Here is a 13,792-nt window from a genome sequence, read left to right as displayed (position 1 = left end):
TCTAATATGTTGTCCCTTTTTATCGTAGGTGGGTATTATCGGCCTACGCAAATAGGGCCAGAAGAGGAGCGTTTACTAGGTAGTTAATGGGAAGAGATCAAACTCTTATGAACATTAACGAGGGAGTATAACGCCGAGGTAAATATATTTTTGATGATGTATTTGTCGGTTGCTCAGGCTGAATCCTGACAACTGTCACCGCAAGGTGGAGAGCTTCTGGCCTTTGTCAGCTTTAGCTACTCCTCCTAGTTAGCTACTCGTCTGCAAAGCCTTTAGCTTTCCATTTAATTTACACGTTATCACGTGACCTTTTTGTTTGGTTACGCGTTTGAACAGTTAGTTTTTTGGAGATTTTTCGAAGTGAGTTGGCAACAAACCTTAGCAGAATTAGAAGCAGGCACCATAAGAGCAGCCAATAAAGATGAGCATGGCACTTGGCACGCTAATGTTGCAGCGAAAGAGGCGATTTTAGCGGCGTTTAAAGCCGGAGAAAATATAACATTTACCGGTCCATACCAAGGGTTTGTAGACAAACATAATTTACCTGCCAGAGAAATGACTGTTGCTGATGGTGTGCGCTTAGTCCCTGGAGGTTCATCTATCCGTCGCGGTGCTCATGTTGCTTCAGGTGTTATTGTTATGCCTCCCGCATATATCAATGTTGGCGCTTTCGTGGACACAGGAACTATGGTTGATAGTCATGCGTTGATTGGTTCGTGCGCACAGATTGGCAAAAATGTTCATGTATCTGCTGCCGTTCAAATCGGTGGTGTGTTAGAGCCCATTGGTGCTAGCCCCGTTATTGTTGAAGATGATGCTTTTCTTGGTGCAGGTGTTGTAGTGGTTGAAGGAATCGTTATCCGAAAAGGCGCTGTACTTGCACCAGGTGTTAACCTTTCTGCATCTGTGCCCGTTTATGATTGCGTTAACCAAGTACAATTAGCGAAAGGTGCAGATATACCTGAACGCGCTGTTGTCGTACCCGGCACTCGACCGATGTCAGGTTCGTGGGCTAGTGAAAATGGCTTAAACATGGCGTGTGCGCTTATCGTTAAATATCGTGATGAACAAAGTGACGCGTCACTAACACTCGAATCAATACTTCGCTAGCGGGAGGGGATATGCAGCAGTCATCTGATTCTGAACGTCCAGTATCTTGGCATCAACAATTTCAGCAAAGCAAGGCACTTGAACAAGCGCTGTTGAACCACGTTAGTGATAATATTGATGAACTTGCTTACTTTGTTTATGACTTAAACGCCTTAAAAAGCCATTTACATTTTTTACAAAATCAAGATGTTGTAAAGCTGTGGTATGCCGTTAAAGCAAATCCGCTTTCGCGTATTATTCAAACAGTCGACCAAGCCAGCATTCAATTTGATGTTGCCAGTAGTGGTGAGCTTCAACAAGTATTAAACCAAGGTGTTGATGCAAAGAGAATTTTAAACACTGGGCCTGCTAAGTCACGCGCGCAACTTGCAGAGTTTTTGGCGAAAGGAGTGAACACTTTTGTTGCCGAAAGCCCTAACCAACTTAAATGGTTAAATGAATTAGCAACAGAGTTTTCAGTAAAGCCTGAAGTATTGTTACGTGTACAATTACAATGGCCAGATGGCGAAAAGAATCCTCTAGGTGGTAATCAAGTAACGCCTTTTGGTATGTCTGTTGAGGCATGGCAAAAATATCATGTTTCTCAATTTCCGCAGTTAAATATTTGTGGCTTACATATTTTTCAGTGGGGAAATATGTTGTCTAACAAAAAAATGTACGATCTGTGGCAACAAATGGTTGAGCCTCTCGTGACATTATCGCAATCCATAGGCATGACACTTAAAGTCTTAGACCTAGGTGGTGGCCTAGGAATAGATTACCACGAACAAGGTGAACAGCTAGATTGGCAAGACATTATTGCTGATTTGGCGAAAGTAAAAAAACAAGCCAATGTCGAAGAGTTATGGCTAGAGTTAGGGCGATATGCGGTAGCAAATTGTGGTTATTATGTCACCTCTGTTGTTGATAAAAAGGTTAATTTTGATCAACAGCAATTAGTCTTATCGGCGGGCATTAACCATTTATTGCGCCCAGGTATTACCGAGCAACCTTTCCCTGTAAGGTTGCTTCGACCCTCTATGGAAGTCAATGCCAATTTTGATTTGCATGGTCCCCTTTGTACTAGTTTAGATAAGCTAGGCTGCCTGCCATTACCAATAGATGTAGATGTTGATGATCGATTACTTTTCGGTTACGTCGGTGCTTATGGGTTTACCGAAAGCATGCCTTTTTTCCTATGCCATCAAACTGCAGCGGAGTATGTATTTAGTGGGCATGAATTAATACTTGTTCGTGAAGCAAAACCAGCGCAATGGTATTTGGCATAACAATATGAAAGAGAAGAAAATGACAAATTTTACAAAAGGCGTAATGTACGTTGGGGAAATGGCAAGTGGCGCTGCACTGACTGTACCCGTTTATAAACTTAAAGGCGATTCTGCTGCACCTAGTGTATATATTCAAGCAAATATGCACGGAGCAGAGGTACAGGGTAATGCGGTAATATTTCAATTACTGGAGTTATTGAGAAAAACACAGGTAAAGGGCGATATTACCTTAGTGCCTTATGCTAACCCTGTAGGGTGCAATCACAAAAATGGTGAATATACACTCGGTCGATTTGACCCGATAACGGGCGTCAATTGGAATAGAATGTATCACTTTGCACCGGAAATTATTAAACCCTTTGTACGTGAAAGTATTGGCAAAGACGATAAAACAATTGAGGCCAACTTTAAAGCATTAATGATTCAAAGTATTGAGCAGAAACTAAATCATAATATTTTTGGTTTAACCACAGGCCAGCGTATTGCATATCAGTTGCAGCGGTTAGCTCATCAAGCAGACTTAGTGTTAGATTTGCATACAGGACCCATATCAAGCAAACATTTGTATTGCCCTGAATATGCAAAAGAAAGTGCTAAACATTTCGATATTCCGCATACATTATTGATTCCTAATCAGTTCGATGGTGCCCTTGATGAAGCAACATTTTGCCCATGGTGGCACTTACAAGAAGCATTTGCAGATCTTGGTATTAACTTTTCTATCAGTTCCAAAGCCCTCAATAAAGAAAGCTTTACTGTTGAGCTTGGCTCACAAGAGCAAATTGATCTTGATGTTGCTTTAGAAGATGCTCAAAGTATTTTGAGTTATTTACAATATAAAGGGGTGATTGAGGCACCAGAGTATCAAGCACAAGAGATGACCCGATATGCTTGTTATTTGAAAGACTATAAAGCGTATTATTCACCTATGGGAGGTATGGTGGATTACTTAGCTGAATTTGGTCAACCATTACCTGCTGGGGAACCTTTAGCGAGGATCTTGCGAATGGATAATTATGGCGATGGTGCTCCTTTACACTATTTATCACTTGATCAAACAGTTCTCCCTATTTTGCATTTTGCTTCTGCAAGTGTAAATCAAGGTACTGAACTTTATAAAGTTTTTACTAACTACTTTACGTTATAATGAAAGAGGTATCGCGGCTTCCGAGATACCTCTCTAAATAACACATACCCTTTTAAATCTTGCGAAGAAAGTTGACGCTTTGGTAAATAAGGTGCACATTTAATGTGCAACTTAAAAGGGAAATGTTATGAATAAAAATAAAATCACGCTCATTTCTGGGGTGATGGCTATGTTGCTTTCTGCATGTGGTCAACCTCAAAAAAGCCAAGATACAGCGCAACAAGAAGCGACAGAAAAGCTTACGGAACAAATTGTTGAACAGGCAAAAGACGTTGCAACCATTGCCAATTTCAACGTGCCAATTGATTACTACAGCCTAGACAATGGCCTAAAAGTAGTATTGTCGCCAGATAAAACTGCGCCGACAGTAACGGTAGCGGTTTATTATAATATTGGTTTTCGCAATGAACCCAAAGATAGAACGGGGTTTGCACATTTATTCGAGCATATGATGTTTCAAGGCTCTGAAAACCTAGGCAAAATGGAGTTCATCAAGCTTGTAAATGCCAATGGTGGCGTGCTAAATGGCTCGACGCGATTTGACTTCACTAATTACTTTGAAATTGTACCTGCACATAAATTAGAAACTTTTTTATGGGCAGAGGCTGACCGTATGAAAGGACTAGCGATTACCCAAGAAAACCTCACTAATCAACAAGGTGTGGTAAAGAATGAAGTTAAAGTAAATGTGTTAAATCAGCCATATGGTGGTTTTCCGTGGTTAGATATGCCGCAATATGCCTTTAGTAATTGGTATAACTCTCATAACTTTTATGGTGATTTAGAAGATCTAGACGCTGCTAGTTTAGACGATGTTGCTAACTTTTTTGATATGTACTACGCACCGAACAACGCTGTACTTGTTGTTGTGGGCGACTTGGATATAAATGAAACTAAAGCTTGGGTTACGGAATATTTTGCAGATATTCCCGCAAGTAAATTAGCGCCGCAACCTGATTTAACAGAGCTTAGACAAGAAAAGGAATTAGTCTTCAATAAGTTTGATAAACTTGCGCCTAAACCTGCTTATGCATTTGCCTATAAAATGCCTGAACGGGATACACCAGAGTATTACGCAATGGGGATTATCGACCAAATACTCGTGCAAGGTGAAGATAGCTTGCTCTATCAAGAACTCGTCAAAAACAAACAAATTACCGGTAGTGTGAGTGGCGGTATTAATTATCTGCTTGGTAATATGTTTAATTATAACGGCCCAATGTTGTGGATGAGTTCGTTTACACATGATGAAACGGTGACTAATAAAGAAATTTCCGATGCGATTGATAGTGTTGTTACACGACTTATTGAACAACCTTTAACACAAGAAGAATTAACACGGGCAACGGTTAAAATTCGTTCGAGTTTATTCGACTCACTTGATGGTTTTTATGGCTTTGGTAAAGCAGATTTACTTGCGAGTTTCGCTTTGTTTGACGATAACCCGGCCAAAATAAACCAGTTAGAACAAAAGTTTAAACAAGTAACGCCCGCACTTATTAGCAAAACGGCACAGGAATACTTACGAGCCACCAACCGTACGGTATTGACCGTTACCCCTGGTGAAGCCCCTGCTACAAAAGCTGTTCAAGGAGAATAACATGCACTCGATGAAAAAATCTTTAAGTTTATTTATTGCCACAGTAGTGTTGGTGTCGAGTGTGAGTACGAGTGGCTTTGCCAAAGAACAGCCACCGACAGGAGCTACCCCAAAAGCATTTCAAGTGCCTGCTACAGAATCTTTTTCGTTAGAAAATGGTTTAAAGGTAACGTTTATTCCTTACGGAAAAACACCCAAAACAACGATTAGACTAATATCTACCACGGGTAATATTGACGATGGAGAACTTCCTTGGTTAGCCGATATTAGTTATCAAATGCTACGCCAAGGAACGAAAACAGAGTCAGCAAAAGCAATTGCTGAACGAGTGGCGAGTATGGGGGGACAGATTAACTCTTCTGTTGGTATGGATGTTAGCTGGCTTGGTGTCGATGTATTAAGTGAATATGGAAGCGATGCGTTAACTGTTATTGCTGATATGGTGCTTAACCCAGCGTTATCTGACACTGATCTTGCGCGTATTAAAACGGACCAAGCACGTAATTTAAATGTGCAGCTATCTCAACCGGGCAATTTAGCTAATCAAGCTTTTTATAAGGCGATATATGCTAACCATCCTTATGGTAGTTTATACCCAACTGAAGCAAGCTTAAAAAGTATAGAACGAGCGGATATTAGTGGCTTTGTAAACGAGAATATTAGACCCAATAATAGTCACTTGTATATATCGGGAGTGTTTAATCAGGCTAAATTAACCGCAACGATAAAGTCTGTATTATCGACTTGGCAGAAGGGAGAAAGTAAACCGTCAAAAGCGGTATTAAGTCAATCGGGCCCTAAATTGATTATGTTAGAACGAGAGAATTCACCTCAATCTACGATACGTCTAGGGTTAGCAACAATTAGCCCAGATCACCCTGACTATATGAAGCTTAGTATGATGAACACGTTGTTAGGTGGTGCTTTTTCAAGCAGAATTACCAGTAATATACGTGAATCTAAAGGCTATACATATTCACCGTATTCAGCGTTAGTTAATCGCATTGGCACAGGCCTTTGGTATCAAGCTGCTGATATAACGATTGAGTCCACAGGGGCAGCGCTTACCGAAATATTTAATGAAATAGCCTTACTCGCTAAAGAGCCACCTTCGGCTGATGAACTTGCAGGAATACAAAATTACTTAGCGGGTATTTTTGTCTTGCAGAATTCGTCTAGGTCGGCTGTGATTAGTCAATTATCATATGTTGAACGCTATAACCTAACCGAACAATATTTACAGGATTATGTAAAAAGCGTATATGAGGTGACGCCTGAAGAGATCAGTCAAATGGTGAAAAAGTATCTAACACCTGAAAATATGGTACTTGTTACCGTTGGTGATAAAGAGGTATTAACACCACAGCTTAAAGCGGTAGAAGCCTTAGAAGGTTACTGGTAATAGACTTTAATGATGAAAAACGCCTACTTAATAATTGTAGGCGTTTTATAATTGTTCACTCAAAACTATTTGCTATGAAAGTGGATTATTTATTTTAATCGCTTACATACTCTTTAATGTAGTTAAATAAATCACGATGAGATTTACCTGGTTTTTCGGCATTTATTTCTTTACTTGCTTGCCTTACAAGCTGCCTTAATTTTTGACGCTCCATTTGTGGGCAATTTTGCAGCATTTCTTCTATTTTATCATTGCCTTGTGCGATAAGTTCGTCACGTAATTGCTCTAAACGTAAATGACGCGACGTATCTTGTTGATGCTTATTTGCCATAATATCAAGCGCTTGGTTGATATCTGTTAGATCGGTTTCAAGTAAAACTTTACTCATAAACCTTACATGTCGACGTAATGCTTCTGGCTTGTTTTTTATTTTATCCGCTAATGTTAAGGACTCTAAAAGCTCTTCCGTGAAGGGGACCTTTGCGCGTTGAGCTTTAGATAGCTTAACCAACTTCATGGCAAAGTCTTGCATTGCGTGCATTTCACGCTTTATTTCTGTTTTACTTTTATAATCTTCATCGAATTCATCGATATCGTGTTCGTACTGAGGCATAATAACGGAATCATTTAAAATTTTAAGTATTATACAGCAAGCGAGTACTTGCCTCTAGCAGTGAGACCGTTTGGTTGCAACAAAAGAGCTATATCAACGTATGACCGAAATAAAAACTATCCCTGAACAAATGAAACAAGTTGAAAAAACTGTCGCAGATGCCTTAACGTTGGCAAAGTCTCTTGGTGCTGATGGTGCAGAAGTTTCAATGAGTAGGCAACAAGGGTTGAGTGTAACTACACGATTAGGTGATGTTGAAACGGTAGAATTTACCAATGATGGTGCACTCGGTATTACTGTTTATCAGGAAGGCAGAAAAGGTAGTGCTTCGACCGCTGATTTATCTCAAGAGGCATTAAACCAAACAGTACAAGCAGCTGTTAATATTGCGAAATATACCTCTGTTGATGAATGTTCAGGGTTAGCAGATAAAAATTTATTGGCGATGAAGCCACAAGATTTAGATTTATATCACCCAAAAGAACTCAGTACCGAAGAAGCAATAGCGTTAGCAAAAACCTGTGAAAATGCGGCTTTAACATCAGACGAAAAGATCACCAATTCAGATGGTGCGACTTTAGCAAGCTTTGAAGGGTTTAAAGTCTATGGTAATAGTCATGGGCAATTAGTTGGCTACCCAAGTACTCGACACAGTTTAAGTTGTGTCGTTATTGCAACTGATGATGATGAAATGCAACGTGACTATGCATATAGTGTAAGCCGTGATTTCGCTCAGTTAAATTCACCAGAAGCGATTGGCCGAGAAGCTGCTCAAGAAGTACTAGCGCGAATGAATGCGAAAAAGTTACCTACGGGCAAAGTACCTATTATGTTTCGTGCTGATATTGCGAATACTTTCTGGGGGCATTTTATTGCTGCTATTAGTGGTGGAAATTTATATCGTAAATCGTCGTTTCTCTTGGATGCATTAGGCCAGCAAGTTTTCCCTTCGTTTCTAACCATAGAAGAAAAACCTCACCTTTTAAAAGGGTTAGCGAGCAGTGCTTTCGATAGTGAAGGTGTAAAAACTCAGGATACTAACATTATTAAAGATGGTAATTTGGCAACGTATTTACTAACTAGTTACTCGGCTAGAAAACTCGGTATGACAACAACTGGGCATGCAGGCGGTATACACAATTGGCATGTAAGTGCCAATGGCGGAGATTTTAAAGCGATGTTGAAAACCTTAGGTACAGGGTTCTTAGTAACAGAACTAATGGGGCAAGGTGTTAATGTTGTTAATGGTGATTATTCGCGAGGTGCTGCTGGTTTTTGGGTAGAAAATGGCGAAATTGCCTATCCTGTTTCAGAGGTAACTATTGCTGGTAATTTACAGGAGATGTTTAAAAATTTAGTCGCTGTAGGTGATGATTATGACCTAAAAGGGGCTATTAGAACGGGATCAATTATTATTGAACAGATGCAAGTCGCGGGAAATTAATGATTTTTTATATCATATATTATCTGTTTATCGAAGTAATAATGTTGCTGTACCTAAAAATGCAAAGATACCAACAACATCTGTAATTGTGGTAAGGATCACACTACCTGCTAGTGCTGGATCTATGTTCATCCTTTTAAGCATAAGTGGAATTGTAACACCTGCAATTCCCGCGGCGGTCATATTCATTAACATTGCAAAAGCGATAATACCCGCCAAGACAACGTCTTGTTTCCATATACCGACAACGGCGGCAATGAGCAGTGCCCAAATAATACCGTTTAAAAAGCCAATGGCGAGTTCTTTATATAACAATACGCGAGAGTTACTATCGCCAACATGGCCTAAAGCGATACCACGAATTACGAGAGTAAGTGTTTGATTTCCTGCGACACCACCCATGCTTGGTACTAAGGTATTTAGAATTGCTAAGATTGTGAGTTGGCTTAGAATGTCTTCAAACATATTGGAAACAACTACGGCGAGTATCGCTGTAACTAAATTAACGCCTAACCAAATAGACCGGCGTTGAGTACTTTTTAACACAGGGGCAAAGGTATCTGCCTCGTCGTCTAGACCTGCCATACTCATCATCGAGTGTTCTGCTTCTTCACGGATAATATCGACGATATCATCAACTGTAATACGACCTAATAGCCTTCCTTCGTCATCAATTACGGGGGCTGAAAACCAGTCATAGCGCTCAAAGAGTTGCGCTACTTCCGTTTCTGGCATTTCTACATTGACCGCTTCAACATCAGCATGAATCAGTGTTGATATTGATACTTCTGGCTTGGCAGTTACAATTGCTGCAAGTGATACAGCGCCAATAAACTTGTCATTTCTATCAACAACATAGAAGGAATCTGTGGCAACGGGGAGCTCGCCTTTTAAACGTAAATACCTCAATACAACGTCAACGGTTACATCTGGACGTATTGTGATGGTATCTGTATTCATGATACCACCAGCAGTGTCTTCTTCGTAAGATAGTGCCTGCTCAACGCGGCTTCTATCTTGTGAATCCATAGAATTTAGTACTTCGTTGTAAACGGTGTCTGGCAAAGTTCTTAATACTTCAGCAAGATCGTCAACATCCATGCCTTCGGCAACTTCAGCAAGTTTTTCAGGTCGAATATTCTTTAATATTCCTTTACGTACTTCTTCGCTTAATTCTTCGAGTACCTCACCGTGATGATCTGGATCGATAAGTTGCCATAGCACAGCACGGCTTTTAGTAGGAGAGGACTCTAGTAGTAAGGCCAAATCGTAAGCGGGCATGTTTTGCAGCAGCTTTCGGACATAGACAAACATACCACTGCCAAGTGCTTCATTAACTTGCTGTAGGCGTTGTTGACTTTGTTCTTGTTCTGACACTTCCGGCATTATGCGACCCTTTGCCGTTTACATGCTATAAGCATGTAACATAGAAAAACATGAGGCGATGTTTGATTATTATCACCTAGACATCTGAATAATAGTTTATCTCAACTGATTGGTTTTAGCAGCTTTTTTATTAATGTAATCAGTCAATTTAGTTTTTGTGTTTGTTTTTTAAACAATGCGTTCGCAAAATTTAAGGTTATCAAAACATTGAACAGAAAGGATCATAAGGCGTAACTTTTAGATAAGCTACTCTTCTTCATCAAATTTATTGGTAAACAACTGACAAACTTCATCCATCGCTTGTTTTGCGTCGGGTCCATCGGTATGCACGGTAACTGTTTTTCCTTGGCTGCCGGCTAGTAGCATTAACCCCATAATGCTACTAGCATCAACTTGTTTATCGTGAAGCTCTATTGTAACTTTGGCCTCAAATTGTTGTGTAAGTTGCGCTAGTTTAGTTGCTGCACGGGCATGTAAGCCGAGTTTATTGGTAATAACAATGGGGCGTGAAAAATCAGACATCTTTAGTTAACCGTCTCAAGTTTGGTCGTGTATTGTTCATTATAGTAAGCGAAATTTACTAAAAGCTCTCGTATTTAATGGACTTAAAGAAACTTTATTACACAATGAACAACATGCCTAATAATGAATTATGTTGTTGGTACTTTTAAGTCACGGTGGCGTGCCTGTACGTCTTTTCTTTCTTTTTTTAAATTTGCAGCAAGTAATTCAGCAATATAAACGGAACGATGTTTTCCGCCAGTACAGCCTACCGCAATGGTAATATAGCTGCGATTATTTCGTTCAAGGTGAGGCAACCATGTCATCATGAAGCTGTTTATTTGCCATATAAACTTAGTAACAATGGGTTGGCTGGCAAGAAAATCTCTAACTGGTTGATCTAACCCTGTAAATGGCTTAAGTTCTTTCTCCCAAAAAGGGTTTGGTAAGAAACGAGCATCGAACACAAAGTCAGCGTCTTTTGGTAATCCATGTTTAAAACCAAAGGATTCAAACACCACGACCATAGAACCACTTTTTTTCCCTAGCACTCTTTCTCTGATCAAATCAGCGAGCTGGTGTGGTGTTAACTGACTGGTATTAATATACAAGTTGGCGCGAGCAGCAATGGGTTCTAATAACTTTTTCTCAAGTGTCATTGCTTGGTCTAGCGCGATATTTTGGCGTATAAGTGGGTGTAAGCGACGAGTTTCGCTAAAACGCTTAATAAGATCACCATCATCAGCGTCTAGGTATACAATAGATAACTCAACAGCACTGGGTAAGTAATCTAATATTTCTGGCACATCTGTCGGTTCTGCAGGTAAATTCCTGACGTCTAAACTTACCGCTACGGTTTCATAATCATTGATCACGGTATGCGTCAATGCGGGTAGCAAATTAACGGGAATATTATCTACACAGTAGTAGCCTAAGTCTTCCAAAACGCGCAATGCGACCGTTTTTCCAGAGCCGGAGCGGCCACTTACAATGGTAAGTTTCATTGATGAAATCCTAGGTTAGTGAGCAGCAGATTTGAGAAGTTGATATAACTCATGACTGTTATCGCACTTGCGTACTTGCTTACACATTTTCTTGTCGCTAAATACTTGTGCAATACTTTGTAATGTCGATAAATGTTGTTGGCATTGATCTTCTGGCACGAATAGGGCGATAAATATGTCAACGGGACGATTATCAATGGCATCAAACTCTATTGGCGCTTGAGCTGTGGCAATAACAATCATAACTTTATCGGTAGAGGTTAAACGTCCATGTGGAATAGCAATACCATTGCCAATACCGGTCGACCCCATTTTTTCTCTTAGCATCAAACTCTCTAATAAGTTGTAGGTACTTACTTGATCGTTTGTCTCTGCGGCTTTGCTACAAAGAAGTTCAAGAATACGTTTTTTGCTTGTAGCCTCGACTGCACATAACGTGCAGTCTTCTTTAATGATGTCGGTAAAATTCATAGTGGATATTAGTAATCAATAAATCTTAGTGTTGATTAATTTTTCCCTTGTATTTAAGTATTTGTTTATCGAGCTTATTTACCAGGGAGTCTATGGATGCGTACATGTCGTCGTTTTCCGCTTTAGCATGCACTTCAGTGCCATTTAAATGCACAGTTGCTTCTGCAATTTGGCTAAGTTTTTCAACGGTTAATACGACATATACGTTATTAATATGATCGAAATGTCGCTCTAACTTAGCAAATTTTTTGTTCACGATGTCACGCATTGGGGTAGTAATTTCAACATGATGTCCGGCAAGATTAATTTGCATAAGCTGTATCCTTCTACTAGAGAGTTAAAGTAAACTTTTACGTTGGTTAGACGGAGGAATACTTAGCGATTCTCGATACTTAGCTATAGTCCGTCTGGCAACATTGATTCCCTGTTCAGCCAATAGTTCAGCCATTTTACTGTCACTAAGAGGCTTTGCAGGTACTTCGGCAGCTACAAGCTTTTTAATTAAAGCGCGTATAGCTGTTGAAGAACATTCTCCACCATTTTCTGTACTGACATGGCTGGAGAAAAAATACTTAAGTTCAAAAATTCCACGTGGTGTATGCATATATTTTTGTGTAGTAACACGTGAAATCGTTGATTCATGCATATCTACTGCTTCGGCAATATCATTCAGAACCATAGGACGCATAGCTTCGGGCCCATGTTCAAAAAAACCTTGTTGTCTTTGCACAATGCAGTTTGATACTTTTAATAGGGTATCGTTTCGGCTTTCTAAACTCTTAATAAACCATTTTGCTTCTTGTAAATTTGAACGAATAAATTGACTATCATTCGAATTTTTCATTGACCGAGCCATAGAAGCATATTGCTGGTTAACCGCTAGTTTAGGCGCAGTATCAGGGTTTAGCTCTACAACCCAACGACCATTTTTCTTTTCAACAGAAACATCAGGTATTACATACTGATCATCACTTTGAATAACAGAATCACCAGGGCGAGGATCTAATGATTGAATTAACCGAATAACTTCACGTAATTGATCTTCTTTTAAACGTGTTTTACGCATGATTTGTCGATAATCACGGTTACCAAGTAAATCAATATATTCATTAATCACGATCTTACTTTCGTTAACCCAAGGGGTATCTTTATCAAACTGGTTTAACTGTATCGTTAAACATTCTGCAATTGAACGCGCACCAACACCTATAGGGTCAAACATATTTATACGTTTTAAGACCGCTTCTACTTCATCTAATTCAACGTCATCGACGCCAACAGACTCTAGGATTTCTTCAGTTGTAACCGTTAAATATCCAGCGTCGTCAATGGCATCAATAATTGCCATTGCAATGGCTTCATCGGTTTCAGAAAATGGGGTTAATTTCATTTGCCAACGCAAATGATCTTGAATGGAGTCTGTGGTTTCACCTTGATAAACAAAATCATCTGAGGCAGGGGCGGCACCAGTATTAGATACACCAGCACTGTAACTTTCGTCCCAAGTCGTATCAATATTAAGCTCTTCAGGAATGTCTGATTTATCCATCGCTTCAGTGGTGCTGATTTCATCAACGGTTGGTGTTGAATCTTCCGAGCCATCACTAGTATTATTTATTGTCTCGTCATTAGTTTTTGCGGAAAAGGCTTCTTCTAAGTTATCGGGTTGGTTATCGTCTGAAGACGAAGCAGATTCGTCCACCTCTAATAAAGGATTACTTTCTAATGCCTCTTGAATTTCTTGTTGTAGATCCAAGGTGGACAACTGCAATAACTTTATCGCCTGCTGGAGTTGCGGCGTCATTGTAAGTTGTTGTCCAATTCGGAGTTGCAGACTTGGGCGCAT

The 13,792-nt window shown here is 39.8% G+C and carries 13 protein-coding genes and 1 riboswitch; of the genes, 6 read left to right on the top strand and 7 right to left on the bottom strand.

Going from position 1 to position 13,792, the window contains the following annotated elements; translation table 11 throughout:
- Positions 1-53 precede the first annotated feature (53 nt).
- Positions 54-224: riboswitch (Lysine riboswitch) on the top strand.
- 136 nt (positions 225-360) lie between these two features.
- The 5 genes from QUE09_RS14675 to QUE09_RS14655 all read left to right on the top strand — a co-directional run bounded on the left by QUE09_RS14675 (position 361) and on the right by QUE09_RS14655 (position 6,527).
- Positions 361-1,110, top strand: a complete 750-nt coding sequence (locus QUE09_RS14675) for a 2,3,4,5-tetrahydropyridine-2,6-dicarboxylate N-succinyltransferase (protein ID WP_286233593.1) — start codon at positions 361-363, stop codon at positions 1,108-1,110.
- 11 nt (positions 1,111-1,121) lie between these two features.
- Positions 1,122-2,378, top strand: a complete 1,257-nt coding sequence (locus QUE09_RS14670) for a PLP-dependent decarboxylase (RefSeq protein WP_286233592.1) — start codon at positions 1,122-1,124, stop codon at positions 2,376-2,378.
- A 19-nt stretch (positions 2,379-2,397) separates the two neighbouring features.
- A complete protein-coding gene (locus QUE09_RS14665; protein ID WP_286233591.1) occupies positions 2,398-3,525 on the top strand; it encodes a succinylglutamate desuccinylase/aspartoacylase family protein in 1,128 nt (375 codons plus the stop codon).
- A gap of 127 nt (positions 3,526-3,652) precedes the next feature.
- Positions 3,653-5,125, top strand: a complete 1,473-nt coding sequence (locus tag QUE09_RS14660) for a M16 family metallopeptidase (protein ID WP_286233590.1) — start codon at positions 3,653-3,655, stop codon at positions 5,123-5,125.
- A gap of 1 nt (position 5,126) precedes the next feature.
- Positions 5,127-6,527 carry a M16 family metallopeptidase gene (locus QUE09_RS14655; protein WP_286233589.1) on the top strand — a complete coding sequence of 467 codons (1,401 nt, stop codon included), beginning with the start codon at positions 5,127-5,129 and terminating at the stop codon, positions 6,525-6,527.
- A gap of 94 nt (positions 6,528-6,621) precedes the next feature.
- On the opposite strand, the gene yjgA is transcribed toward QUE09_RS14655, so the two are convergent.
- A complete protein-coding gene (gene yjgA / locus QUE09_RS14650; protein ID WP_286233588.1) occupies positions 6,622-7,140 on the bottom strand; it encodes a ribosome biogenesis factor YjgA in 519 nt (172 codons plus the stop codon).
- Positions 7,141-7,240: 100 nt separating this feature from the next.
- On the opposite strand from yjgA, the gene pmbA reads away from it, so the two are divergent.
- A complete protein-coding gene (gene pmbA / locus QUE09_RS14645) occupies positions 7,241-8,584 on the top strand; it encodes a metalloprotease PmbA (protein ID WP_286233587.1) in 1,344 nt (447 codons plus the stop codon).
- 27 nt (positions 8,585-8,611) lie between these two features.
- Here pmbA and mgtE read toward each other — a convergent pair whose 3' ends face one another.
- The 6 genes from mgtE to QUE09_RS14615 form a co-directional block, all read right to left on the bottom strand.
- A complete protein-coding gene (gene mgtE, locus QUE09_RS14640) occupies positions 8,612-9,970 on the bottom strand; it encodes a magnesium transporter (protein ID WP_286233585.1) in 1,359 nt (452 codons plus the stop codon).
- 246 nt (positions 9,971-10,216) lie between these two features.
- Positions 10,217-10,492: an HPr family phosphocarrier protein gene (locus QUE09_RS14635; protein ID WP_286233584.1), complete on the bottom strand. Its 276-nt coding sequence runs from the start codon at positions 10,490-10,492 to the stop codon at positions 10,217-10,219.
- A 128-nt stretch (positions 10,493-10,620) separates the two neighbouring features.
- Positions 10,621-11,475, bottom strand: coding sequence for an RNase adapter RapZ (gene rapZ, locus QUE09_RS14630; RefSeq protein ID WP_286233583.1), 855 nt, complete (start codon positions 11,473-11,475; stop codon positions 10,621-10,623).
- A 15-nt stretch (positions 11,476-11,490) separates the two neighbouring features.
- On the bottom strand, positions 11,491-11,946 hold the full coding sequence (ptsN, locus tag QUE09_RS14625; protein ID WP_286233582.1) for a PTS IIA-like nitrogen regulatory protein PtsN: 456 nt from the start codon (positions 11,944-11,946) through the stop codon (positions 11,491-11,493).
- A 25-nt stretch (positions 11,947-11,971) separates the two neighbouring features.
- Positions 11,972-12,259 carry a ribosome hibernation promoting factor gene (hpf, locus tag QUE09_RS14620; protein ID WP_286233581.1) on the bottom strand — a complete coding sequence of 96 codons (288 nt, stop codon included), beginning with the start codon at positions 12,257-12,259 and terminating at the stop codon, positions 11,972-11,974.
- Positions 12,260-12,283: 24 nt separating this feature from the next.
- Positions 12,284-13,792, bottom strand: coding sequence for an RNA polymerase factor sigma-54 (locus QUE09_RS14615; RefSeq protein WP_286233580.1), 1,509 nt, complete (start codon positions 13,790-13,792; stop codon positions 12,284-12,286).

It is taken from the genome of Thalassotalea sediminis, from assembly GCF_030295915.1.
Classification (GTDB): Bacteria; Pseudomonadota; Gammaproteobacteria; order Enterobacterales; family Alteromonadaceae; genus Thalassotalea_C; species Thalassotalea_C sediminis.
This window is presented reverse-complemented; position numbering and strand designations above follow the sequence as displayed.